The sequence below is a fragment of the Zavarzinia sp. CC-PAN008 genome (genome assembly GCF_051903925.1).
GTDB lineage: Bacteria > Pseudomonadota > Alphaproteobacteria > Zavarziniales > Zavarziniaceae.
Genome location: NZ_CP173678.1, coordinates 4,072,758 through 4,095,313, shown reverse-complemented (window position 1 = coordinate 4,095,313; position 22,556 = coordinate 4,072,758). Strand labels below are relative to the sequence as shown.

Sequence of the window (22,556 nt, the reverse complement as noted above, 5' to 3'; positions counted from 1 at the left end):
CAGGAGATGCGATGACCCGCCTTGTCAGCGATGTGAGACCGGACGACATCCGGATCGAGAGCGAGGCGGATGCCCGCGTCCACCTGACGGCGGTCTATCGCCTTCTTGCGCATTTCGGGATGGACGACACCATCTTCACCCACGCCTCGGCCCGTGTGCCGGGGGAGGATGCGTTCCTGATCAACCCGTTCGGGCGCTTGTTCCGGGAGATCACGCCCGCCTCCCTGGTCAAGCTGGACTATCGCGGCAATGTCCGCGCGGGCAAGGAATCGGCCAACGCCGCCGGCTACGTCATCCACGGCGCGATCCTGGAAGCGAAGCCGCAGCTGGCCTGCGTGATCCACACGCACACCCGGGCCGGTGTCGCGCTGTCCTGCCTGAAGACGGGCCTGCTGCCCATCAGCCAGTTCGCGCTGGAGTTCCATGGCCGCGTCGGCGTCCACGAATACGAAGGGCTGGCGCTGGACCTGGAGGAGCAGCAGCGTCTGGCCGCCGACCTGGGCGACAATGTCGGCCTGATCCTGCGCAACCATGGCCTGCTGACCGTGGGCCACACGATCCCGGCCGCCTTCAACGCGACCTACTACATCGAGCAGTCTGCCCGGGTGCAGATGGACGTCCTGGCCAGCGGGCAACCGATCTCCGAACTCAGCGCCGAATTCTGCGACCGCGAGGTGCAGAAATTCTCGAGCGTCCGCGATCCGGCCCGGGCCGGCATGCGATTGTGGCCTGCCATGCTGCGCCTGCTCGACGACGTCTATCCCGGCTGGTCGAACAACTAGCCGCTAGATCGGCAAGGAACGGACGCGCCGTCCAGCGATTGGTCCTGTAACGAACCTTGACGGCCTGATCCCAGGCCAGGGAGGCAGCAGGACCTTGGCCGCACCGAGCAGCAACGATTCCATCCATCGCCTCGTCATCCTGGGCGGGGGCATCGCGGGCCTGCATTTGGCCACGCTCCTGGCCGGGCAACGCCTGCCTGCCGGTCGGTTGGGGGTGACGCTGGTCGACCGTGAACCGGCCCATGTCTGGAAGCCGATGCTGCACACGATCGCGGCCGGGACTCGCGACGTCGATCAACACCAGACGCAGTACCTGGCCCAGGCCCGGCGCCATGGCTTCACCTTCCAGCCAGGGGAGGTGCGCCATGTCGACCGGGAGGCGCGCATGGTCCGCCTGGCGCCCATGGTCCTGCACGACGAGGAGATCCTGCCAGAGCGGGCCATCCCCTTTGACACCCTGGTCCTGGCCCTGGGCAGCCGGGCGAATGACTTTGGCGTCGAGGGCGTGTCGGAGCACTGCGCGACCATCGACTGCCGGGCCGAGGCGCTGTCCTTCAACGAGGCGATGCGGGTGCGCGTCCTGCGCTCCGCCGCGCGGGGCGAGGTGCTGTCGGTCGGCATTGTCGGCGGCGGCGCGACAGGTGTGCAGCTTGCGGCGGAACTGGTGCACCTGGCACAGGAGGCAGCCAGCCTGGGTGCGGACGCAATGCACCAGGACAGCAGGATCGTCCTGATCGAATCGGGCGAGCGCCTGCTGGCCCCGTTTCCGAAGCGGATCGCGCAATCGGTGCATGAACGCCTGGTGAGCCTGGGCATCCGGGTCGTGGTCGACACCGGGGTGGAGGCGGTCGACGCCCGGGGCTTTCGCCTGGCCGATGGTGCCCGCGTCGACACCGACGTCAAGGTATGGGCCGCCGGTGTCTCTGCGCCCGCCTGCCTGGCGACGCTGGACGGGCTGGAACGGACAAAGGCGGGGCAGGTCGTGGTCGGCCCCAGCCTGCAGGCGCCGGGTGATCCTGCGGTGCTTGCCCTGGGCGACTGCGCCAGCTACACGCCGGCGGGCGCTGAGCGGGCGCTGCCGCCGACCGCCCAGGTGGCACAGCAGCAGGCGCGCTACCTGGTGCGCCACCTGCCGGCGATCCTGGCCGGGCGCCGTGTCCCGCCGTTCCGTCATCGCGACTTTGGCGCGCTGGTTATGCTGGGTGGGTTCGACGCCTATGCGTCGCTGGGTCAGTTCGGGCTGATCCCGGGCGGCTTCGTGCGCGGCCGTGTCGCCCGCCTGGGGCACAGCCTGCTCTATCGTCGCCACCAGGCGCGGCTGCACGGCTTCTGGCGCGGCGGCCTGATGTGGCTGGCCGACCGCATCAACGCCCGCGTCCGCGCACCCATAAGGGTGGATTGAGGCGAGGGGTTGCGCCCCGGGTCCCCGCGTTGGCACGGGGCCGGGGCGGCACGTCAGCGGCCCTCGAAGCGGGGCGCCCGCTTGCCGGCATAGGCGGCGAACGCCTCCTTCGTGTCGGCGCTGGCGAACAGGCCGCGATGACGCTCGCTCTCCACTTCGATATAGCTGGCCAGGTCCAGCTTCTCGGCCAGCAGGAAGTTCGCCTTCATTGCGCGCAGGGCCAGCGGGGCCGCGCGGGCTAGGCGGGTTGCGATGGCGTCGACCTCCCCCGCCAGGGCGGCATCGTCCACCACGCGATTGACCAGACCGATGCGCGCCGCTTCCTCGCCATCGAACTTCTGCGGCAGGAAGTAGAGCTCGCGCGCCTTGGCCGAGCCCAGCAGCCGCTGCAGGAACCACGGGCCCGCCATGTCGCCGGCCACGCCCACGTCCAGGAACGCCGAGTTGAAGCGCGCGGCGCGGCCCGCAATGCGCAGGTCGCAGGCCAGCGCCCAGCCGAAGCCCGCACCGGCGCAGGCACCATTGACGGCGGCTACGGTCACGAAGGGCGCCTCGTGCAGCAGCCGCGTCACACGAAAATCGTGGATGTCCTGGTAGCCGCGATCCTCTGCCGTGCCGCCGTCGGCATAGTGGTGGATGTCGGCCCCGGGGCAGAAATCGCGTCCGGCCCCCGTCAGGACCAGGACGCGGATCGACCGGTCAAGCACCGCTTGGTCCAGCGCCCGGCCCAGTTCGGTCATCATCTCGCCCGTGATCGCGTTGCGCCGGTCGGGCCGGTTGAAGGTCAGGCGTGCGATGCCGTCGGCGACCGCATAGGTGATCGCGTTGAAGCCCATGGTCTTGTCCTCCCGTTCTTCTTGTCGTTGAAGTTCAGCCGCCCAGGCGGGCAAAGCGGGGCGGGCGACGCTCGATGAACGAGGCCGCCCCCTCGCGCGCGTCGGGGTGCTGCAGCGCCTCGTACATGATCGGCGCGGTGGCGTGGGTCGAATCGTGCAGGCTGCGGGACAGGTCGGCATGGACCTGCGCCTTGATCACGGCGATCGAGCGCGGGGAGATGTTGGCCGCCAGGTCGTGCAGGTACGCGCAGGCCTCCGCCACCAGGTGTTCCGCCGGAACGATGCGGTCGACCAGGCCGATGCGATAGGCCTCCTCGGCGTCGATCTTGCGCGAGCTCCACAGCAGGTCCAGCGCGCGGCTGAGGCCGGTGAGGCGCGGCAGGATCCAGCTGGTGCCGTGTTCCGCGATCAGCCCGCGCTTGGAAAAGACGGTGGTGAAGGCACCCGTCTCGGCGCTGAAGCGCAGATCGGCCATCAGGGCCAGGACGAAGCCGCCCCCAGCGGCCACGCCGTTGATCGCCGCGATCACCGGCTTTGGCACCGTGAGGAAGTGGCTGAACAGGGCGGGGAGCTCGTCCGGCGGCGGGGCCGACTCGCGCGCGCTGGCCTGGCCCGCGGCACCGGCCTGCGTCGCGCTGACCAGGGCATCGGCATCGAGCCCGGCGCTGAAGGCGCGGCCCATGCCCGTGATGACGATGCCGATCACCTCGGGATCGGCGGCGGCCGCGTCCGCCGCTGTGCGGACCGCCTTGATCATGGGATGGGTCAGGGCATTGAGCCGGTCGGGCCGGTTCAGCGTGATGATGGCCACCCGGTCCTTGACCTGGGTGACGACATGCCCGGTCTGGTCCGGGGCGTTCCTCTCGTTCATGGGCGCGATCCTCGCACCCATGAATGGCCCCCTCAAGGGACTGGCCCCTTCAGGCGCGCCGCAGGGCCGCCTGGATCACCTGGCGCAGGGCCTCCATGTCATAGGGCTTGCGCAGCAGGGGCAGCTGCGCCGCCTGCACGTCGGGGGGCAAGGCGCCGCCAAGGCCGCTGGTCAGGACCACGGGCAGGCCCGGCCGGCGACGCGCCAGTTCGCGCGCCAGATCCACGCCGCTTGCTCCGCCGGGCAGGACGATGTCGGTGAAGACCAGGTCGATCGGCGTGCCGCCCAGGGCGGCGATGGCGGCGCCCGCGTCGGGAACCCGCACGACCGAGTGGCCAAGCTGGCGCAACATGTCGGCCACCAGGCCGGCCAGGGTGTCGCTGTCCTCAACCAGCAGGATGCCGACGCCCGCATCGGGCTGTCCGTCCGCCGGGCCGGGGCTTGCCGGGGCAGGGGTCGGGGCCGTCTTGGGCGGCAGGGCGCGGCCCAGCAGCAGGGTCACGCAGGCCCCGCCCTCCGGCGCGGAGGCGATCAGGGCCGTGCCACCCGCCTGGTTGGCCAGGCCCATGACCTGGGACAGGCCCAGGCCGACATGACCGCTGGCCGCGCGGGTGGTGAAGAACGGCTCGAACGCGCGCGCCGCCACCTCGGGCGCAAGGCCAGGGCCGCTATCGGCCAGGACCAGCTCGACATATTCGCCCGCCCGCAGGCTGAGGCTGGCGGCGGCCACCGGGTCAAGGGCGTGGTTGCGCAGGGTCAGGCGCACCGTTCCGGTATCGCCCATGGCCATCCGCGCGTTGGCGGCCAAGTTGGTCAGCGCCAGGTCGAACGCGGCCCGGTCCGCGGGAAAGGGCCATAGTCCCTGCTGGAGGTGGAGGTCGAGCACCACGCCGGGGCCCAGGACGGGGGCGAGCAGCAGGCGCAACGCTTCTTCAGCGCCATCCAGAGCCAGGGTGTCGGTCTCCGCCCCCTCGGCCTGGCCCATGCCGACCAGGCGGCGGGTGATGCCCGTTCCCTTCTGCACGGCGTCCTGCATCTGCTGCATCAGGAACTCGCGCCGCTCCGGGTCCGGATTGCGCGAGAGCAGGCGCAGGCCGCTGGAGAGCACGGTCAGCAGGTTGTTGAAGTCGTGCGCCAGGCCGCCGGTCAGCGTCGACAGGGCGGCCAGCTTTTCCTGCTGCAGGGCCAGCGTGCGTGCCTCGATCTCGGCCCGGGCGCCGCGCCGCGCTTCCGCCAGTTCGGCGTGGGCACGGTCGAGTTCGGCCCGCAGGCGGGCCAGTTCGGGATCGGTGGTCATGGTCGGCCTTCTGGTCCGAACCGGAGCCGGGCAGCGCGCCGACCCCGTGCGGTGCCTTGGATTCAGGCCTCGGGTGGCGGGCTTGTCTGCAGTGCCAGGGCGTGAAGCTGGCCGCCCATGCGGCCCTTCAGCGCCTGGTAGACCAGCTGGTGCTGCTGCACCCGCGTCTTGCCCTTGAACGCGCCGGAGACGACATAAGCGGCATAGTGGTCGCCATCGCCGCGCAGGTCCTCGATCCGGACCTGGGCATCGGGCAGGGCGTCCTGGATCAGGCGCGTCAGTTCCCCGGCGTCCATCGGCATGGCGGCTCTCCGTCTATTCGGCGGCAGCCATGAAAGCCGGGAACCAGCCTTCGTGCGCCTGCCGCAACTGGGCCAAGGATACGCCATGCGCCCCGTTGACGGTCAACGCCTCGCCGCCCGTGGTGCCGATCACCTGGGCCGGGACGCCCGCTGCCTGGGCCGCGTCCAGCACGGCGGCCAGCCGGGCATGGTCGACCGCCAGGACATAGCGGGCTTGATCCTCGCCATAGGCCTGGGCATGCAGGGGGACGGCGCCCTCCAGCGTGAGGGCCGCCCCCACCTTGCCCGCCAGCGCCATCTCGGCCACGCCGACCAGAAGGCCGCCGTCGGACAGGTCATGGCAGGCACGGACGGATCCGCCCTGGATCAGCCCACGCACGAAGTCGCCATTGCGCCGTTCCGCGCCAAGGTCGACGGGCGGCGGGGGGCCATCCTCGCGCCCGCCGCATAGCTCGCGGAGATAAAGGCTGCAGCCCAGATGGCCTGCCGTCTCGCCCACCAGGACCAGGTTCAGGCCGGGGCCGGGCAGGGCGATGCCCACCGTGCGGTTCAGGTCCTCGATCAGGCCGACGCCGCCGATCGACGGGGTCGGCAGGACGCCCTGGCCGCTCGTCTCGTTGTAGAGGGAGACGTTGCCCGACACGACGGGGTAGTCGAGCGCGGTACACGCCTCGGCCATGCCGTCGATGGCACCCACGAACTGGCCCATGATGGCGGGACGCTGCGGGTTGCCGAAGTTCATGCAGTCGGTGATGGCCAATGGCTGCGCGCCGACCGCCGTGATGTTGCGCCAGGACTCGGCCACCGCCTGACGCCCCCCCTCGACCGGGTCGGCGAAGCAGTAGCGCGGCGTGCAGTCTGCGGTGAGCGCTAGTGCCCGATTGGAGCGGGGCAGGCGGACCACGGCCGAATCACCACCCGGGCGCTGCAGCGTGTGGCCCATCACCAGATGGTCGTACTGCTCCCAGATCCAGCGCTTCGAGGAAAGGTCGGGGCCCCCCATCAACGTCGCCAGCGCCGTGCCCAGGTTCTCGACGCCGGGCACGTCCCCGGCCGCCAATGGCGCACGCTTGGGCGTCGGCTCGTGCGGGCGGGTATAGAGCGGCGGCTCGCCCAGCGCCTCCAGCGGCACGTCGGCCACCACTTCGCCCTTGTGCTTCAGGACGATGTGCTGGGTGTCTGTGATGATGCCGATCACGGCGAAGTCCAGGCCCCAGCGACGGAAGATCTCCTCAGCCTGCGGCTCGCGCCCCGGCTTCAGGATCATCAGCATGCGCTCCTGCGATTCGGAGAGCATCATCTCGTACGCCGTCATGCCGCGCTCGCGCTGGGGCACGTTGTCCAGCACCAGCTCGATCCCGACGCCGCCCTTGGACGCCATCTCGACCGAGGAGGAGGTAAGGCCAGCGGCCCCCATGTCCTGGATCGCCACGATGGCATCGGTCGCCATCAGCTCCAGGCAGGCTTCCAGCAGCAGCTTCTCGATAAACGGGTCGCCGACCTGGACGGTGGGGCGCTTCTCCTCGGAATTCTCGTCGAACTCGGCCGAGGCCATGGTAGCGCCGTGAATGCCGTCGCGGCCCGTCTTGGAACCGACATAGACGACCGGATTGCCGATGCCGGCAGCGGCGCTCAGGAAGATGCGGTCGGCGGGTGCGATGCCCACCGTCATCGCATTGACCAGGATGTTGCCGTCATAGGCGGGGTGGAAACTGCACTCCCCGCCCACGGTCGGCACGCCCATGCAATTGCCATAGAACCCGATGCCGGACACGACGCCGGACACCAGGTGGCGCATCTTGGGGTGGTCCGGCCGGCCGAAGCGCAGCACGTTCAGGTTGGCGATCGGGCGCGCGCCCATCGTGAAGACGTCGCGCATGATGCCGCCGACCCCCGTCGCGGCCCCCTGGAACGGCTCGATATAGCTGGGGTGGTTGTGGCTCTCCATCTTGAAGATGACGGCCAGGCCTTCGCCGATATCGACCACGCCCGCGTTCTCGCCCGGGCCGTGGATCACACGCGGACCGGTGGTCGGCAAGCGGCGCAGCCAGACCTTGGACGACTTGTACGAGCAATGCTCGGACCACATGACCGAGAACAGGCCAAGCTCGGTGATGTTCGGCGTCCGGCCCAGCAGCCGCTCGACATTCTGGTACTCGTCGGGCGCGAAGCCGTGGGCTGCGATGATGTCGGGCGTGATGGGGGAGGCGGTCATCCGAAGCTCTTCACCAGGCTCTCGAACAGGGTCAGGCCGTCGCTGCCGCCCTGGGCCGGCTCGATGCGGTTCTCGGGGTGGGGCATCATGCCAAGTACGTTGCGCCGCTCGTTCAGGATGCCCGCGATGTTGTTCAGCGCGCCGTTGGGCGAGGCTGCCGCCACCGGCTGGCCCTCTGCATCGACATAGCGGAAGGCGACCCGACCGTCGCCCTCAAGGCGCTTCAGCGTCTCTTCATCGGCGGAATAGTTGCCTTCGGCATGGGCGACGGGGAAGGTCACGATGGCGCCCTGGTCATAGCCATGGGTGAAGGCGCTGGTCGCCTCCACCACCTTCAGCGTGACGTCCCGGCAGACGAACTTCAGGCTGGCATTGCGCATCAGCGCGCCGGGCAGCAGCCCTGCCTCGGTCAGGACCTGGAAGCCGTTGCACACGCCCAGCACGTAGCGCCCCGCGGCGGCGTGTTCGGCCACCGCCTTCATCACCGGCGAGCGCGCCGCCATGGCGCCGCAGCGCAGGTAGTCGCCATAGGCGAAGCCCCCCGGCAGCAGCACGAGATCGACCGGCGGCAGCTCGGTCTCCGCGTGCCAGACATGACGGGGACGCCTGCCAGAGGCGCGTTCGACCGCATCCGCGATGTCGTGCTCGCGGTTCGATCCGGGGAAGACGATGACGGCGGAATCCATGATTGGCGCGGACACTAGCCCCAAGGCCGGCGGATCACAACGCGGGCCTGTGGGATGGCAGGACTGCGACGGACGATGGCCGGTTGCGTCGGCCCCGCCCACACCCGATGTTCCCAGGCCAGGAGGAAACGGATGACCGACATGATCGCCCTGGGCGACGCCGAGCGGGCGCTGGTGGAGCGTGCGCGGACCTTTGCCGCGGAGCACGTGGCACCCCTGGCCGCCACCTGGGAGCGTGAACGGCGCATCGGCCGGGAGAGCCTGCGCGAGGCGGGCAGGCGGGGTCTGATCGGACTGGACGCGCCGCGCGACCATGGCGGGCTGGGCCTGCGCTTCTCGGCCAAGGTCGCGGTGCTCCAGGCGATTGGCGCCGCCGACTTCGGCTTCGCCTTTTCCCTGGTCAACGCGGGCAACCTTGCCGACCAGCTGCTGCGGGAGGCACCGGCGCCGCTCTCGGCCAAATGGGCCCCGCAGCTCCTGGCGGGCGAGGTGGTCGGCGGCTTTGGCCTGACCGAGCCTGGCATGGGCAGCGACTTCTCCCGCATCGCCACGACGGCCGAGCGGGTCGATGGCGCATGGCGCCTCAACGGGGCCAAGGCCTGGATCACCAATGCCAGCGAGGGGCAGGTTTTCCTGATCTATGCCCAGACGCAACCCGGCGCGCGGGGTCGCGGCATCGCGGGCTTTGTGGTCGAGGCGGACCGCCCGGGCTTCGCGCGGGAGCCGGCCTTTGCCCTGGCCGGCGGGCACGCGATCGGGGCGGGCGGCTTCCGGTTGGACGACTACATGGCTCCGGAGGGGGCGCTGCTGCGGCCGGCGGGGGAGGCATTCCGCACGGCCCTTGCCAGCCTGAACCGCGCCCGAACCTATGTCGCCGCCCTGTGCTGCGCCGCCCTGCGCGCCAGCCTGGAGGCGGCGATCGCCTATGGCCGTGAACGCCAAGCGTTCGAGCGGCCGCTGGTCGAGCATCAAGGCCTGGCCTGGTCCCTGGCCGAAGTTGCGACCGAGCTGGCGGCGGCGGACGCCCTGGTGGCCCGGGCGTGCACCGCGATCGACGAGGGGCGCGATGCGACGCTGGAGGCGGCCCAGGCCAAGCTGTTTGCGCCGCGCACGGCCGAACGCGGCATTGCCGCCTGCATCCAGGCCATGGGTGCCGAGGGCCTGCGCGAGGAGCACGCCCTCGGCCGCCACCTGGCCGCGGCTCGTCTCGCCCAGTTCACCGACGGTTCGAACGAGATGCAGCGAGACCGCATTGCCGCCCTGGTGGTGCGCGGGGGGTGAGGACTCGGTGACGCATTGGGTCTACATGTTGGCGAGCCAGCGCAATTGGACGCTCTACACGGGCGTTGCGATGGATCTGGTGCGGCGCGTGGAGGAGCACAGGTCGAGGGTTCGGGAAGGGTTCACCACACGGTACGGCGTTGACCTGCTGGTCTGGTACGAGGCGCATGACCAGTACGTGACGGCGGCTCAGCGGGAGAAGCGGATCAAGAAATGGCCGCGGGCGTGGAAGATCAATCTGATCGAGGAGAACAATCCGGGATGGCGGGACCTGTTCGACGATTTTGCGGCGAGCCGGTAGCCAATGTTCTGCGCCGTTGCGTTGCCGGCGCCTGCGGTTATTCAAGGCCGCCGTCAACAATAATACTGCCTACGTCCCCCGGTTTGTCCGGAGGACCCATGAACTGACATCTTAACTGGTACCGCGGCGCAGAATTGCTCCAGGTCGTGAGGCTGTCACCGCCGAACCCCAAAGGTTCTGGACCGTTCCGAGTGCGGAAATCTCAGTTCATGGGTGGCCCGGATAAACCGGGCCGCGTAGGTAGTATTGTATTATTCTCGAAAATATAAGGAGTCTTCTACGTCCCCCGGTTTATCCGGGGGACCCATGAACCATCAGTCCAGAAAACGGAGCGGTTCAGAAATCCTCCATCTCAGGTCTTGAAGCTGCCGCCGCCGGGGAGTTCGGAGACCTTGCGGCGGAGCTTGGACATGCCGAACAGCCAGCGGTCGTAGTCGCCCGTCTTGCGCTGGATATAGGTGCGGACCTGCTCGTGCGGCAGGATCAGGAACGTCTCGCGGTCCAGGCAGTCGACCACGACGTCCGCCACCTGTTCCGGCGTCAGCACGCCGTCGACGTTCTGCGAGCCTTCACCTGCCTGGCGCAGCAGCGGCGTGTCGACTGCCTGCGGGCACAGGACCGAGACGCGGATGTTGTCGTCGCGGTGCGTGATCGCCAGGCTCTCGCCAAAGGCGACCGCCGCGTGCTTGGTCACCGAATAGACCGCGCTGCCGATCTGCGACAGCAGGCCGGCGGCCGAGGCGGTCTGCAGGAAATAGCCACCGCCGCGCGCCTTGTAGCGCGGGATCAGGGCACGCGCCGCGTAGACGTGCGCCATCAGGTTGACCTCCCACACCTTCTGCCATACGGCGTTGGTGGCAGAGGCGGCATTGTCGAATTCCTCGCGCCCGCCGATGCCGGCGTTCGACACGAACAGGTCGATCGGGCCGATATTGGCTTCCGTCTCGTCGATCACGCGGACCAGCTCGGCCTCGTTCGTGACGTCGATCCCATAGGCCTTGCCGCCGATCTTCTGGGCGACCGCCTCAGCCTTTTCCTTCAGCAGGTCGACCACCACGATCGCCTTGGCCCCTTCGGCGTGGAACCGCTCGGCCAGGCCCTTGCCGATGCCGTCGGCGCCACCGGTGATGACGACGATCTTGTCCTTGAGCTTCATTGGCTCCCTCCCTTGTCTATCGATGTCTGTGCTCAGCGCCAGGCGAAGACTGGCTGCTCCAGTTCGTGCACGCGGGTGACGCGGTCCTTCAGGCCGACCTCGGCGAACTGGTGCAGCACGGCGGCCGTGGGCGCGTGGATGAAGCGCTCATCCTTGAACGCATCCTCGGGCGGCGTCGCAGAGTCGATCTCGTGCAGGTGGCGCGCGCCGATGCGCAGGCGGATCACGGGGCGCGGGCTCTCCGGGATGGTCACGAACAGGGCTGCCCCCTCGGCCGCGATGGTCGACAGCGGAATGCGGAAGACGGAGGCGACCTCGCCGGGATTGGGCGTCAGCGCGGGGTCGGCCTCGGCCCAGATCACTACCGGCGTGATCAGATAGCCCGACCGGGTTGGGTAGTCGTCCAGGATGCCCAGCACCCTGTCCCGGCCGCAGGTCAGGCCCAACTCCTCATCCAGCTCGCGCAAGGCGGCGCGCTCCGGATCTTCCCCCTCGTCCAGGCGGCCGCCGGGCAGGGCCCATTGGCCGCCATGGGAGTTGAGGCGCGGCGCACGGCGCGTCAGCAGGAAGGACGTCTCGCCGTCCTCATTGGCGACCAGGGTGATGGCAACGGCCGCCCGCCGCAGGATCGAGCCCGCGGGCAGGCTGTCGAGCCGTGGAAAGGCAGTGATGCGCGCCGCCACCAGGTCGCGCAGGTGGTCGCTGAACGGATAGACCGGCATGCTCGTCGTCTCCCGCTCAGGTGATGTTGAGGCCGCCGGTCACGTCGATCGTGGCCCCGGTGACATAGGACGCGCGGGGCGACAGCAGGAACTCCACGACCTCCCCCACTTCCTCCGGCTGGGCGACGCGCTGCAGCGGGATGCCGGTCATCATGGCGGGGGAGGCGCGCATCGGGCCGGCGCGCAGCATGTCGGTGTCGATCGCACCGGGGCAGACAGCATTGACCCGGATGCCCTTCGGGCCGAGTTCTGTCGCCTGCTGCCGGCACAGGCCGATCACGGCCGCCTTGCTGGACGAATAGGACGCGGACAGGGCCGGGTTGCCGATGCGGCCCGCGATCGAGCTGATCGCGACGAACGCACCCGGCTCGCCCCGCGCCAGGATCCGGGGCGTCAGCGTGCGGAAGGCATTTACCACGCCCTGCAGGTTTACGGCGAAGGTGCGCTGCCAGTGCGCCACGTCAGTCTCGGCCAGCGGGATGATCTTGCCGCCATGGCGCAGCGAGATGCCGGCATTGGCGACCAGTGCGCCGATCGGCCCCAGCTCCGCCTCAAGCCGGTCGACCGCTGGGCCCCAGGCCGCCTCGTCATCGACGGCGAAGTCAGCGGCTGCGACCCTGCCCAGGGCGCTGAGTTCGGCGCGGGCCTTCTCGCACCCTTCCTCGGTCGTCCCGTTGATGGCGACGGCCCAGCCCTCGCGCAGCAGGACGCGTGCGGTGGCCAGGCCGATGCCCCGTGTGCCGCCGGTGATCAGGGCAGTCTTGGTCATGTCTAGGGCCTTTCCAGCGATAGCGCGTGCGCCGGCATCATAGCCGCGCTTCCCGGGCAGGCCAGGGGGTTGACTCTGTGCCGTGGGCTGGTGAACCGCGAGCGCTCGCCCGTGAGGCGCCGCCTTTGGGACTTTCCTGTGGCTGTCGCAATCATGACGCCGCGTGCTGTTACAAGGCGATGATAAAGGGCCGCGTGCATTGACGCTGTGGCCTCCGCGATGCAATTGACTCTGGCGGCGGTCCCAGCGGGCGGGACCCGAGGGTGACACGACCACATGCGCGTTGCGGTTGGCGGTTTCCAGCACGAAACCAATACGTTTGCGGCCTCGAAGGCAGACTTCGAAGCATTCGCCCAGGCCGATGCCTGGCCTGGGCTGCAGGACGGTCCGCCGCTGCTGACGGCGTTCGCGGCGGGCCAGAACGTGCCGATCGCAGGCTTCCTGGATGCGGCGCCGGCCCTTGGCTTCACGCTGCTGCCGCTGGTCTGGTGCTCTGCGACGCCGTCGGCCCATGTGACCGAGGATGCGTTCGAGCGGATCGTGGCCCGCCTGCTGGAGCGGCTGGCCGAGGTGCTGCCCGTCGACGCGGTGTACCTCGACCTGCACGGCGCCATGGTCACCGAGCACCTGGAGGACGGGGAGGGGGAGATCCTGGCCCGCGTCCGGGCCCTTGTCGGGCCGGACGTGCCGGTGGTCGCCAGCCTGGACCTGCATGCCAACGTGACGGAGAAGATGGTCGCCAACAGCGACCTGATGATCGCCTATCGCACCTATCCGCATCTGGACATGGGGGCGACCGGCGGCCTGGCCGCCCAGGCGCTGGCCGACCTGCTGCGCACCGGCGTACGGCCGGCCAAGGCGCTGCGCCGCCTGAACTTCCTGGTGCCGATCGTGGGCCAGTGCACGATGGAGGAGCCGTCAGCCGGCCTCTATGGCCTGCGCCAGGCGCTGGAGGCGGCGGGGGGCGGTGCGCTCAGCCTGTCATTCTGCTTCGGCTTCCCGCCGGCCGACATTCGCGACTGCGCGCCGACCGTGATCGCCTATGGCCCGGACCGGGCCAGCGCCGACCGCGCAGCCGACGCCCTGGCCGCGGCGATCGACGCGGCGGAGCCGGCATTCGGCATCCCGATCTTCAAGCCCGGCCAGGCCGTCGCCGTTGCCATGGAAAGCAACGATCCCAGGCCATTGGTCGTGGCGGACGCTGCCGACAATCCCGGCGCCGGGGCGAACGGGGATACGACTGGCCTGCTGCGTGCGATGGTCGAGTCGGGCGCCCATGACGCCGTGATCGGCGTGCTGTGGGATCCGCATTCAGCGACCGAGGCCCATGCCGCCGGGGTGGGCGCCACGATCGCGCTGGACCTGGGCGGCAAGTCGCATCCCGGCGATACGCCGCTGCCGGGATCCTGGCGCGTCGAGCAGCTGAGCGACGGGGTGGTCCGGGCGCTGGGACCGTTCTATGCGGGGGCCACGATCAACCTGGGGCCGACGGCGCGCCTGTCGCGAGGTGGGGTGCAGGTCGTGGTCGCCAGTCGCAAGACGCAATGCGCCGATCGCGCGATGCTTGCGCATGTCGGCGTCGACCTGGAACGCCAGCGCCTGATCGCGGTTAAGTCATCCGTCCATTTCCGGGCCGACTTCAACCCGCTTGCCTCCAGGATCATCGTCGTCGATGCCCCGGGCCCCAATCCCGCCGACAATACGCGACTGCCCTACCGGCATCTGGAGCCGGGCCGCAGGCTTATGCCCGGCGGGCCGGCATTCGTTCCGGGCGCGGCGGCAACGTCTGTCCGTTCGTGATTCGTTGAGTACCAGACACTACTCTTGGATGCCGGTGCCAATGGGGCATCGGACCCAGACCTACGCAGGACCCATCACATGAAGGTTCGCAAGGCAGTCTTCCCCGTTGCCGGCCTTGGGACACGGTCCCTGCCGGCGACCAAGGCGATCCCCAAGGAGATGCTGCCCGTCGTCGACAAGCCGCTGATCCAGTACGCCGTGGAAGAGGCCAAGGCCGCGGGTTGCGAGCAGTTCATCTTCGTGACCGGCCGGGGCAAGACGGCCCTGGAGGACCATTTCGACCATGCCTATGAGCTTGAAGCGACGCTGGAGCGGCGCGGCAAGACGCGGGAGCTGGAGGCGCTGAAGGCGTGGCTGCCGCGCGAAGGTCAGGTCGTCTATACCCGCCAGCAGGAACCGCTGGGCCTGGGCCATGCCGTGCTGTGCGCGCGCGACATCGTGGGTGACGAGCCTTTTGCCGTGCTGCTGCCCGATGACATCGTTTTGAGCAAGACCCCCTGCCTGCAGCAGCTGACCGCGGCCCACGACCGCACCGGCGGCAGCGTGGTCGCCGTGATGGACGTGCCGCGCGACCAGACGAACCGCTATGGCATCCTGCAGCCGGGCGGGGTAGACGGCTCGCTGACCGAGATCCTGGGCCTGGTCGAGAAGCCGGACCCGGCGGTGGCGCCGTCCACGCTGTCGATCATCGGCCGCTATGTCCTGTCTGCCGAAATCTGGCCGTTCCTGGAGGAACGCAAGAAGGGCGCGGGCGGCGAGATCCAGCTCACCGACGCGATGGCCCGGCTGGTTGGTCGCGTGCCGTTCCACGGCCTGCGCTTCGAAGGCCGGCGCTTCGATTGTGGCGAGCGCCTGGGCTTCCTGGAGGCGAATGTCGCCTTTGGGCTTTCGCGGGCCGACACCGGCGGGCCGCTGGCCGGCATCATCCAGAACCTGCTGCCGAAGGCCGCCCAATGAGCGCCGCGCACGCCTTTCACCCGACGTCGCTGCGCGAGTACGACATCCGCGGCACAGTGGGCAAGACGCTGGGAACGGAGGACGCGCGCGCCATCGGCCGGGCCTTCGCCACGATCCTGCGCCGCCATGGCAAGGACCGGCCCAAGGTGACTGTCGGCTATGACGGCCGTGTCAGCTCGCCCGAGCTTGAAGCGGCCCTGGTCGACGGCCTGGTGTCGTGCGGCGCGGAGGTCGAGCGGATCGGCCGCGGTCCGACGCCGATGCTCTACTTCTCGGTCTATCACCGGGAGGCAGATGGCGGGATCATGGTCACGGGTTCCCACAATCCGCCCGACCAGAACGGCTTCAAGATGATGCTGGGCCGCAAGGCCTTCTTTGGCGAACAGATCCAGGAGATCGGCCGCATCGCCGCCGTCGCCGACTATGCCTGGGGCCAGGGGGCGGAGCGCGCCATCTCGGTCTTTGACGCCTATGTCGACCGCCTGGCCGAGGAAGTGATTCCCGGCGACCTGGCCGTGGGCTGGGACCCCGGCAATGGGGCGGGGGGCGAGGTCGTGGAGGCGCTGGTGAAGCGCCTGCCGGGCCGCCACTACATCATCAACGGACGGATCGACGGCACCTTCCCGGCGCACCATCCCGACCCGACCGTGCCAGAGAACCTGGTTCAGCTTCAGGAACTGGTCCTGGCCAAGCAACTGGACATCGGTATCGGCCTGGACGGCGATGCCGATCGCGTGGGCGCGATCGACGCCCAGGGCCGCATCATCTGGGGTGACCAGATGATCGCCCTGTTCTCCCGCGATGTGCTGCGTGACCATCCTGGCGCCACGATCATCGGCGACGTGAAGGCAAGCCAGGTCCTGTACGACGAGATCGCGCGCCTGGGCGGTGTGCCGCTGATGTTCAAGACCGGGCATTCGCTGATCAAGACCAAGATGGCTGAGGTGGGCTCGCCCCTGGCAGGCGAGATGAGCGGCCACATCTTCTTCAACGACCGCTGGTACGGCTTTGACGACGCGATCTATGGCGCCCTGCGCCTGCTCGTCACCGTCGCCAACCATGGCCCGCTGGCCGACCTGCGCGACAGCCTGCCTGAGCGCGTGAACACGCCCGAGCTGCGCATCGAGTGCCCCGACGAGCGCAAGTTCGCCGTGATCGACGAGGTGCGGCAGCGCCTGGCGGATGCCGGGGCGGAGGTCAACGGCATCGACGGCGTGCGTGTCAACACGCCCGATGGCTGGTGGCTGCTGCGGGCGTCGAACACCCAGGCCGTGCTCGTGGCGCGCGCCGAGTCGGCGGATGAGGCCGGACTTGAGCGGCTCAAGGCTTCGATCCACGACGCACTGGACCAAAGCGGCGTCCCCTTCGTCCTGGGCGGCCACTGACGGATCGTCCCCCCGCCGCTCATTCCCGCCTTCGCGGGGATGAGCGGAAGCGGACTTCTGCCGCCTTAAGGTCGTGGGAGAAAAAGATGATCCTTGGCAAACAGGGGATAAAGAACATATAGTGAACGATGTTGCGTAACAGGGTGGACCGATGGACGAGACTCTGGCGGAGAAGCTGAAGGTTCTGGCGGATGCCGCGAAATACGATGCGTCCTGCGCCTCGTCCGGCGCACCGAAGCGTAGCGCCGGCAAGGGCGGGCTGGGCAGTACGACAGGCAGCGGCATCTGCCACGCCTACACGCCGGACGGCCGCTGCGTTTCGCTGCTGAAGATCCTGCTGACCAACTACTGCCTGTTCGATTGCGCTTATTGCATCAATCGGCGCTCGTCCAATGTCCGGCGTGCCCGATTCAGCGTGGACGAGGTGGTGACGCTGACCATCGAGTTCTACAAGCGCAACTATATCGAGGGGCTGTTCCTGTCCTCCGGCATCATCCGCTCGCCCGACTATACGATGGAGCAGATGATGCTGGTCGCGCGTACCCTGCGCCGCGACCGCGGCTTTGCCGGGTACATCCATCTGAAAGCCATTCCGGAGGCCAGTCCCTGGCTGATCGAGCAGGCGGGCCTGTGGGCCGACCGCCTGTCGATCAACCTGGAACTGACGGCCGAGCGCAGCCTGGGCCGCCTGGCGCCGGAAAAGGATGCCGGGCGCATCCGCGGTGCCATGGGCCAGATGCACGAGCGCATTGTCGAGGCCAAGGCAGAGAAGCGCACCTTCTCCCCGTCGGGCCAGAGCACGCAGGTGATTGTTGGCGCCGACGACACAAGCGACCGGTCGGTGCTGGAGACGACGGCGACGCTCTACGACCGCTACGCGCTGCGGCGTGTCTATTATTCCGCCTTCAGTCCGATCCCGGAGGCGAGCGTCGTCCTGCCGATCAAGCCGCCGCCGCTGCAGCGCGAGCACCGGCTGTACCAGGCGGACTGGCTGCTGCGCTATTACGGCTTCGGGGTTGACGAGATCGCAGAGGGCGGCTCCGGCGGCATGCTGGATTTGGAGGTCGATCCCAAGCTGGCCTGGGCATTGAAGCATCGCGAGCAGTTTCCGGTCGACGTCAACACGGCGGCGCGGGAGATGCTGTTGCGCGTGCCCGGCCTGGGTACCCGCTGTGTCGACCGCATCGTGGCGGCGCGGCGTCATACGCGGCTGCGGCTGGCGGATGTGGGGCGCCTGACGCGGGCGCTGCGGCGCGCGCGGCCCTTCCTGGTGGCCGCGGACTACCAGCCTGGCGCGCTGACCGACAGGGCTGACCTCCGCCAGCAGCTGGTCGCGCCAGCCCGCCAGATGAGCCTGTTCTGATGTCCGCCGCGCGCCAGGTGGTGCTGGCCGCGGGCGCCGACCTGGACAGTTTCCGTGCGGCTGTCCGCCACCTGATCGCCGCCGGCGTGCCGCCCGCGGAGGTTCTGTGGAGCAGCGGCGCGCCCGGCCTGCTGGGCACGGCGGAGCGCATCGAGCCGGCGCCGGATGCCCCACCCCTGGCGCTGCCGCGGGGCGTTGCCGAGGTGATCGACCTGGTGGTGTGCCACCGCGAGCCGGAGCGGTTCGCGCTGCTGTACCAACTGGTGTGGCGGGTGCTGCAGGGCGAGCGGGCGCTGCTGGCGATCGCCAGCGATCCACTGGTGCATCGCCTGCATCTGCTGGCCAAGGCGGTGCGCCGCGACCTGCACAAGATGCACGCCTTCCTGCGCTTTCGCGTGGTGCACGATCCCGACGGGTCGGAGCGCTTCGTCGCCTGGTTCGAGCCCGACCACGACATCGTGCGCGCGACGGCCGGCTTCTTCGTGAACCGCTTCCGCAACATGGTCTGGTCGATCCTGACGCCGTTTGGTGCGCTGCACTGGGACACGCGGCGGCTGGAGGTGGGGCCGCCGGGCCGGCGCAGCGACCTGCCGGAGGGCGACGGCTTCGAGGCCGGCTGGCGCACCTATTACCAGAGCGTTTTCAACCCGGCGCGGGTGAACCCGGTCGCCATGCGTTCGGAAATGCCGCGGAAATACTGGGCCAACATGCCGGAGACACAGGCCATTCCGGAATTGATCCGCTCAGCTCCCGCACGGGTCCGGGAAATGATCGAACGGGAGGCAGCCATGCCCACGAAGCGCAATCCGGACCGGGCCGTTGCCGCGATGGCCGAGCAGGCGCCCCACAGCCTTGAGGCGCTCAACCGGCTGATCGCCGCGACGCCACCGTTCGTGCCCGGCGGCACCCGGGCGGTATTGGGGGAGGGGCCGCTGCGGCCCGACCTGGCCTTTGTCGGCGAGCAGCCAGGTGACCAGGAGGACCTGCAGGGACGGCCCTTTGTCGGACCGGCGGGACAGCTTCTCGACCGAGCCCTGGCCGAGGCCGGCATCGACCGGGCGCGCACCTATGTCACGAACGCGGTCAAGCACTTCAAGTTCGAGCAGCAGGGCAAGCGGCGGCTGCACAAGACGCCGACGGCGGGCGAGGTGAAGCACTATCGCTGGTGGCTGGAGCAGGAACTGGACTTCGTCCAGCCGCGCCTGGTCGTGGCGCTGGGGGCGACCGCGGTCCTCGCCCTGGCCGGACGGCCGATCCCGGTGACCGCCAATCGCGGACCGACGACCTTTGCCAACCGGCCCGGTTTCATCACGGTTCATCCCTCCTACCTGCTGCGCCTGCCCGACGAGGCGGCAAAGGCGGAGGCCTGGCGCGCGTTCGTCGCCGATCTGGCGCGCGCCCGCGCGGACGCGGCAGCCGGGCCGCGCGCCGCTTGATCTGGATCATGGGCGCCTGCAGCCGAGGGATGCAGATTGGCGGTCATGTTTCCCTGTATGCGGAGTTCCCGCATGGGCCGGATGGTCGTGGTTGTCGAGGACGATCAGGCCGTGCGCGAGTCCCTGCGCATGCTCCTGGAACTTGACGGCTACATGGTGCGCGACTTCGCTACGGGCGAGGCGATGCTGGCGGCCCACGACCTGGAGCAGAGCTGCTGCGTCATCCTGGACGTCGACTTGCCTGGCGCCAGTGGTCTGGAGACCTTGCGGCGACTGCGCGCCCGTGCTTTCGATCGGCCGGCGATCTTCATGACCGGCCGACCCAGCCCCGCGCTGCAGGTGGAGGCGCGGCGCCTGTCGGCCCAGGCCTGCTTTGCCAAGCCGGTCGACATCGACGCGATGCTGCAGGCGATTGCCCTGACGTGAAGCGCCTGGTCGCCCGGACGGCCCAAGGTTCAGCCCAGCGAATACCCGTCGTCGTCCAGGATCAGGCGCTGGCCCGTGATCAGGGGCACTTCCAGCGTTGGCCGGCCGTCGGACAGGCGTTGGACAGGAATGCCGCGGACCAGAGGATGCGTGCTGAGCGTCTCGCGCCACACCGTCGGGAACCCGGCCCCGCCCTGCTGCGCCGCGCGGCAGCGCCGAAGCAGGGCCTGGGCGGCCTCGAGTCCCTTCATGCGCGATCCTCCCTGCTGCGACAGGGTTGCGACGGTGTCACGGTAGGGAAGGCGGAACATTGACGCTGATCAACGCGCCCGCCCCCAATCCCGGCGCCAAACTCAGGCCAGGCTGGGATCGGCGCCGCGCGCGACGAAGGTCATGCGGATCACCTCGGACAGGCTGGAGGCGTTGAGCTTGGACATGACGTTGGCGCGATAGATCTCGACCGTGCGCGGGCTGATGCCCAGGTCATAGGCGATGGTCTTGTTGGGATGTCCTGCAATCAGGCCGTCCAGGACCTGGCGCTCACGAGTGGTCAGCGCTTCCAGCCGGGCCTGGATCGCGGCACGGTCCGCCCGTTCCTCCTGCGCGCGGCCCCGCGCGGCAAGCGCTGCCTGGACGGTGGCGATGATCTGCTCGTCGCTGAACGGCTTCTCGATGAAGTCGAAGGCGCCGGCTTTCAGCGCCTCGACCGCCATTGGCACGTCGCCATGGCCGGTCATGACGATCACCGGCAGGTTGCGATCATGGGCCTGCACCCGGTGCAGCAGCTCGATGCCCGTCATGCCGGGCATGCGCACGTCGGTCAGGATGCAGCCCTGGCCGATCACCGGCAGGGCGCCGATGAAGGACTCGCCCGATGGATGCGGCACCGCCGTGATCGCGGCCGAGGTCAACAGGAAGACCAGCGATTCCCGCACGGCCTCGTCATCGTCGATCACATGGACGATCGGCTGCTCATTCAATCCCAGTCTCCTCCTCCCTCGTCTCCTCCTCCACGCGGGCGAGGGAGAATCGAAAGATCGTACCGCCGACAGGATTAGGCTCAACCCAGATGCGTCCGCCATGGGCCTCGACGATCGTCCGGCAGATCGACAGGCCCACGCCCATGCCGCGCGCCTTGGTCGTGACGAAGGGCTGGAACAGCCGGCCCGCCACCTCCGCGTCCAGCCCGCCGCCGGTGTCTGCCACGCTGATCTCGACGAAATCGGCATCGCGCGCAACGGTCTCGACCGTCAGTTCACGCGTGGCGCAGCCCTCCATCGCCTCGAGCGCGTTGCGCATCAGGTTGATCAGCACCTGCTGCACCTGGATCTTGTCGGCCAGGACGACGTCGGCCGCAGGATCCAGGCGGTAGCGGACCTTGACCGCTTGTTCCTTGGCCCCGACCAGGGCAAGCGCGCCTGCTTCCTCCACGATCTTCGACACGCTCTCGACCGTACGGGTGCTTTCGCCGCGCGCCACGAACTCGCGCAGGCGGCTGATGATCTGGCCGGCGCGCAGCGCCTGGGCCGCTGCCTTGTCCAGCGCGTCGGTCAGGGTGGCAACAGGCGGCGGCGGGCTCTGGCCGACCAAGCGCTGGCAGCCGCGCAGGTAGTTCGAGATCGCCGTCAGCGGCTGGTTCAACTCGTGCGCCAGGCTGGACGCCATCTCGCCCAATGCGGACAGGCGCGCGACGTGGACCAGCTCGGACTGCAATTCCTGCATCCGCACCTCGGTCTGCTGGCGCTCGGTGAGGTCGCGGATGAAGCCCGTGAAATAGCGCTGCGTGCCGCTGCGCATCTCGCCCACGCTGAGTTCCATGGGAAAGGTGGAGCCGTCCTTGCGCTCCCCCACCACCACGCGGCCGATGCCGATGATGCGCTTCTCCCCGGTCGAGAGATAGCGGGCCAGGAAGTTGTCGTGGTTCTCGCGATAGGGGCTGGGCATCAGCATCGACACGTTGCGGCCGATCGCCTCGTGCGCGCGGTAGCCGAACAGCCTCTCCGCCGCGATGGCAAAGGATTGCATGACGCCATGCTCGTCGATCACCACCATCGCGTCCGGCACGGTTTCCAGGATCGAGCGCAGGTGCGCTTCCCGTGCCGCCAGGTCTCTCGCGGTCTCCGCCTCGCGCGAACGGGTGCGGTAGAGCTCGGACCCGAACCAGGCCAGGACCAGCGACATGGCAAGATAGGCCGCGGCCGTCTCGGCATCGGCATTGCGGCCGTGCATCCACAGACCGGCACCCAGTCCCACGAGCGTGGCCAGCAGGCCGGGGGCAAGGCCGACCAGGCCCGCCGTGATGACGACGGGCGGCACCAGGAAGAGATAGACCGGCAGGTCCGGCGCCAACGGCCCCAGGGCGACCCGTACCAGAAGGAAGCCGCCGACAAGCAGCAGGGCCAGGGCAAAGCCGGCACCGCGCCCGGCCCAATGGGTCCCGGCGAGATCCGTAATTTCCCTTAAGGGCTGGCCCATAACGTGATTCCCCTTAAGGACCAAACCGAATTTGGTGAATGCCTTCAATTGGATACATCTGAACTCGTAGCACAAATCATGGGGCAAGGGAGCA

Annotated in this window: 22 protein-coding genes; 10 read left to right on the top strand and 12 right to left on the bottom strand. The window is 69.0% G+C overall.

All coding sequences use genetic code 11. The annotated features are described in order from the left end of the window. Positions 1-11 precede the first annotated feature (11 nt). Positions 12-782 (top strand): class II aldolase/adducin family protein, encoded by a 771-nt coding sequence (locus tag ACI6GS_RS19190; RefSeq protein ID WP_439815072.1) that lies wholly within the window; start codon positions 12-14, stop codon positions 780-782. Positions 783-876: 94 nt separating this feature from the next. After that, positions 877-2,184, top strand: coding sequence for an NAD(P)/FAD-dependent oxidoreductase (locus ACI6GS_RS19185; protein ID WP_439815071.1), 1,308 nt, complete (start codon positions 877-879; stop codon positions 2,182-2,184). Positions 2,185-2,237: 53 nt separating this feature from the next. Here the strand turns inward: ACI6GS_RS19185 and ACI6GS_RS19180 are convergent, their stop codons facing one another. The 6 genes from ACI6GS_RS19180 to purQ all read right to left on the bottom strand — a co-directional run bounded on the left by ACI6GS_RS19180 (position 2,238) and on the right by purQ (position 8,391). Further along, positions 2,238-3,020: an enoyl-CoA hydratase/isomerase family protein gene (locus ACI6GS_RS19180; protein WP_439815070.1), complete on the bottom strand. Its 783-nt coding sequence runs from the start codon at positions 3,018-3,020 to the stop codon at positions 2,238-2,240. A gap of 34 nt (positions 3,021-3,054) precedes the next feature. Continuing rightward, entirely contained in the window at positions 3,055-3,891 is an 837-nt protein-coding gene (locus ACI6GS_RS19175) for an enoyl-CoA hydratase-related protein (protein WP_439815069.1), read from the bottom strand. Positions 3,892-3,940: 49 nt separating this feature from the next. Next, entirely contained in the window at positions 3,941-5,188 is a 1,248-nt protein-coding gene (locus ACI6GS_RS19170; protein WP_439815068.1) for an ATP-binding protein, read from the bottom strand. Between the two features lie 62 nt (positions 5,189-5,250). Then, entirely contained in the window at positions 5,251-5,490 is a 240-nt protein-coding gene (locus tag ACI6GS_RS19165; protein ID WP_439815067.1) for a BolA family protein, read from the bottom strand. A gap of 13 nt (positions 5,491-5,503) precedes the next feature. Next, on the bottom strand, positions 5,504-7,705 hold the full coding sequence (gene purL, locus ACI6GS_RS19160; RefSeq protein WP_439815066.1) for a phosphoribosylformylglycinamidine synthase subunit PurL: 2,202 nt from the start codon (positions 7,703-7,705) through the stop codon (positions 5,504-5,506). Further along, complete coding sequence (purQ, locus tag ACI6GS_RS19155) at positions 7,702-8,391, bottom strand: phosphoribosylformylglycinamidine synthase subunit PurQ (protein WP_439815065.1); 690 nt, start codon at positions 8,389-8,391, stop codon at positions 7,702-7,704. The genes purL and purQ overlap by 4 nt, the downstream gene beginning before the upstream one ends. 132 nt (positions 8,392-8,523) lie before the next feature. Between purQ and ACI6GS_RS19150 the strand changes: the two genes are divergently transcribed. Both ACI6GS_RS19150 and ACI6GS_RS19145 read left to right on the top strand, forming a co-directional pair. Beyond that, a complete protein-coding gene (locus ACI6GS_RS19150) occupies positions 8,524-9,672 on the top strand; it encodes an acyl-CoA dehydrogenase family protein (RefSeq protein ID WP_439815064.1) in 1,149 nt (382 codons plus the stop codon). A gap of 7 nt (positions 9,673-9,679) precedes the next feature. Then, complete coding sequence (locus ACI6GS_RS19145) at positions 9,680-9,973, top strand: GIY-YIG nuclease family protein (protein ID WP_439815063.1); 294 nt, start codon at positions 9,680-9,682, stop codon at positions 9,971-9,973. A gap of 352 nt (positions 9,974-10,325) precedes the next feature. Here the strand turns inward: ACI6GS_RS19145 and ACI6GS_RS19140 are convergent, their stop codons facing one another. The 3 genes from ACI6GS_RS19140 to ACI6GS_RS19130 are packed head-to-tail and all read right to left on the bottom strand — an operon-like array spanning position 10,326 to position 12,620. Then, the gene (locus ACI6GS_RS19140; RefSeq protein WP_439815062.1) at positions 10,326-11,129 is read right to left on the bottom strand and encodes an SDR family oxidoreductase; all 804 of its coding nucleotides are present in this window, start codon (positions 11,127-11,129) and stop codon (positions 10,326-10,328) included. 32 nt (positions 11,130-11,161) lie between these two features. After that, a complete protein-coding gene (locus ACI6GS_RS19135) occupies positions 11,162-11,851 on the bottom strand; it encodes an NUDIX hydrolase (RefSeq protein ID WP_439815061.1) in 690 nt (229 codons plus the stop codon). Between the two features lie 16 nt (positions 11,852-11,867). After that, positions 11,868-12,620 carry an SDR family NAD(P)-dependent oxidoreductase gene (locus ACI6GS_RS19130; RefSeq protein ID WP_439815060.1) on the bottom strand — a complete coding sequence of 251 codons (753 nt, stop codon included), beginning with the start codon at positions 12,618-12,620 and terminating at the stop codon, positions 11,868-11,870. Positions 12,621-12,896: 276 nt separating this feature from the next. Here ACI6GS_RS19130 and ACI6GS_RS19125 point away from each other — a divergent pair, with 276 nt between their 5' ends. The 6 genes from ACI6GS_RS19125 (at position 12,897) to ACI6GS_RS19100 (ending at position 19,987) form a co-directional block, all read left to right on the top strand. Then, positions 12,897-14,420: a M81 family metallopeptidase gene (locus ACI6GS_RS19125; RefSeq protein ID WP_439815059.1), complete on the top strand. Its 1,524-nt coding sequence runs from the start codon at positions 12,897-12,899 to the stop codon at positions 14,418-14,420. Between the two features lie 78 nt (positions 14,421-14,498). After that, entirely contained in the window at positions 14,499-15,377 is an 879-nt protein-coding gene (gene galU, locus ACI6GS_RS19120) for a UTP--glucose-1-phosphate uridylyltransferase GalU (protein ID WP_439815058.1), read from the top strand. Beyond that, the gene (pgmG, locus tag ACI6GS_RS19115; RefSeq protein WP_439815057.1) at positions 15,374-16,762 is read left to right on the top strand and encodes a phosphoglucomutase/phosphomannomutase PgmG; all 1,389 of its coding nucleotides are present in this window, start codon (positions 15,374-15,376) and stop codon (positions 16,760-16,762) included. Before galU ends, pgmG begins: the two co-directional genes overlap by 4 nt. Before the next feature lie 151 nt (positions 16,763-16,913). Further along, a complete protein-coding gene (locus ACI6GS_RS19110; RefSeq protein WP_439815056.1) occupies positions 16,914-18,125 on the top strand; it encodes a putative DNA modification/repair radical SAM protein in 1,212 nt (403 codons plus the stop codon). Next, positions 18,125-19,561 (top strand): UdgX family uracil-DNA binding protein, encoded by a 1,437-nt coding sequence (locus ACI6GS_RS19105; RefSeq protein WP_439815055.1) that lies wholly within the window; start codon positions 18,125-18,127, stop codon positions 19,559-19,561. The genes ACI6GS_RS19110 and ACI6GS_RS19105 overlap by 1 nt, the downstream gene beginning before the upstream one ends. A gap of 72 nt (positions 19,562-19,633) precedes the next feature. Then, positions 19,634-19,987 carry a response regulator transcription factor gene (locus ACI6GS_RS19100; RefSeq protein WP_439815054.1) on the top strand — a complete coding sequence of 118 codons (354 nt, stop codon included), beginning with the start codon at positions 19,634-19,636 and terminating at the stop codon, positions 19,985-19,987. Between the two features lie 29 nt (positions 19,988-20,016). Here ACI6GS_RS19100 and ACI6GS_RS19095 read toward each other — a convergent pair whose 3' ends face one another. The 3 genes from ACI6GS_RS19095 to ACI6GS_RS19085 all read right to left on the bottom strand — a co-directional run bounded on the left by ACI6GS_RS19095 (position 20,017) and on the right by ACI6GS_RS19085 (position 22,462). Further along, on the bottom strand, positions 20,017-20,238 hold the full coding sequence (locus ACI6GS_RS19095; RefSeq protein WP_439815053.1) for a hypothetical protein: 222 nt from the start codon (positions 20,236-20,238) through the stop codon (positions 20,017-20,019). A gap of 102 nt (positions 20,239-20,340) precedes the next feature. Continuing rightward, positions 20,341-20,967, bottom strand: coding sequence for a response regulator FixJ (gene fixJ / locus ACI6GS_RS19090; RefSeq protein ID WP_439815052.1), 627 nt, complete (start codon positions 20,965-20,967; stop codon positions 20,341-20,343). Beyond that, complete coding sequence (locus ACI6GS_RS19085; protein ID WP_439815051.1) at positions 20,960-22,462, bottom strand: sensor histidine kinase; 1,503 nt, start codon at positions 22,460-22,462, stop codon at positions 20,960-20,962. Before ACI6GS_RS19085 ends, fixJ begins: the two co-directional genes overlap by 8 nt. Positions 22,463-22,556: the final 94 nt, after the last annotated feature.

Excerpts from the sequence above, each read along its gene's own strand:
- ACI6GS_RS19190 (WP_439815072.1), top strand. The coding sequence starts at position 12 with ATGACCCGCCTTGTCAGCGATGTGAGACCGGACGACATCCGGATCGAG.
- ACI6GS_RS19180 (WP_439815070.1), bottom strand. The coding sequence starts at position 3,020 with ATGGGCTTCAACGCGATCACCTATGCGGTCGCCGACGGCATCGCACGC.
- ACI6GS_RS19175 (WP_439815069.1), bottom strand. The coding sequence starts at position 3,891 with ATGAACGAGAGGAACGCCCCGGACCAGACCGGGCATGTCGTCACCCAG.
- ACI6GS_RS19170 (WP_439815068.1), bottom strand. The coding sequence starts at position 5,188 with ATGACCACCGATCCCGAACTGGCCCGCCTGCGGGCCGAACTCGACCGT.
- ACI6GS_RS19165 (WP_439815067.1), bottom strand. The coding sequence starts at position 5,490 with ATGCCGATGGACGCCGGGGAACTGACGCGCCTGATCCAGGACGCCCTG.
- purL (WP_439815066.1), bottom strand. The coding sequence starts at position 7,705 with ATGACCGCCTCCCCCATCACGCCCGACATCATCGCAGCCCACGGCTTC.
- purQ (WP_439815065.1), bottom strand. The coding sequence starts at position 8,391 with ATGGATTCCGCCGTCATCGTCTTCCCCGGATCGAACCGCGAGCACGAC.
- ACI6GS_RS19150 (WP_439815064.1), top strand. The coding sequence starts at position 8,524 with ATGACCGACATGATCGCCCTGGGCGACGCCGAGCGGGCGCTGGTGGAG.
- ACI6GS_RS19140 (WP_439815062.1), bottom strand. The coding sequence starts at position 11,129 with ATGAAGCTCAAGGACAAGATCGTCGTCATCACCGGTGGCGCCGACGGC.
- ACI6GS_RS19135 (WP_439815061.1), bottom strand. The coding sequence starts at position 11,851 with ATGCCGGTCTATCCGTTCAGCGACCACCTGCGCGACCTGGTGGCGGCG.
- ACI6GS_RS19130 (WP_439815060.1), bottom strand. The coding sequence starts at position 12,620 with ATGACCAAGACTGCCCTGATCACCGGCGGCACACGGGGCATCGGCCTG.
- ACI6GS_RS19125 (WP_439815059.1), top strand. The coding sequence starts at position 12,897 with ATGCGCGTTGCGGTTGGCGGTTTCCAGCACGAAACCAATACGTTTGCG.
- galU (WP_439815058.1), top strand. The coding sequence starts at position 14,499 with ATGAAGGTTCGCAAGGCAGTCTTCCCCGTTGCCGGCCTTGGGACACGG.
- pgmG (WP_439815057.1), top strand. The coding sequence starts at position 15,374 with ATGAGCGCCGCGCACGCCTTTCACCCGACGTCGCTGCGCGAGTACGAC.
- ACI6GS_RS19110 (WP_439815056.1), top strand. The coding sequence starts at position 16,914 with ATGGACGAGACTCTGGCGGAGAAGCTGAAGGTTCTGGCGGATGCCGCG.
- ACI6GS_RS19105 (WP_439815055.1), top strand. The coding sequence starts at position 18,125 with ATGTCCGCCGCGCGCCAGGTGGTGCTGGCCGCGGGCGCCGACCTGGAC.
- ACI6GS_RS19100 (WP_439815054.1), top strand. The coding sequence starts at position 19,634 with ATGGGCCGGATGGTCGTGGTTGTCGAGGACGATCAGGCCGTGCGCGAG.
- ACI6GS_RS19095 (WP_439815053.1), bottom strand. The coding sequence starts at position 20,238 with ATGAAGGGACTCGAGGCCGCCCAGGCCCTGCTTCGGCGCTGCCGCGCG.
- ACI6GS_RS19085 (WP_439815051.1), bottom strand. The coding sequence starts at position 22,462 with ATGGGCCAGCCCTTAAGGGAAATTACGGATCTCGCCGGGACCCATTGG.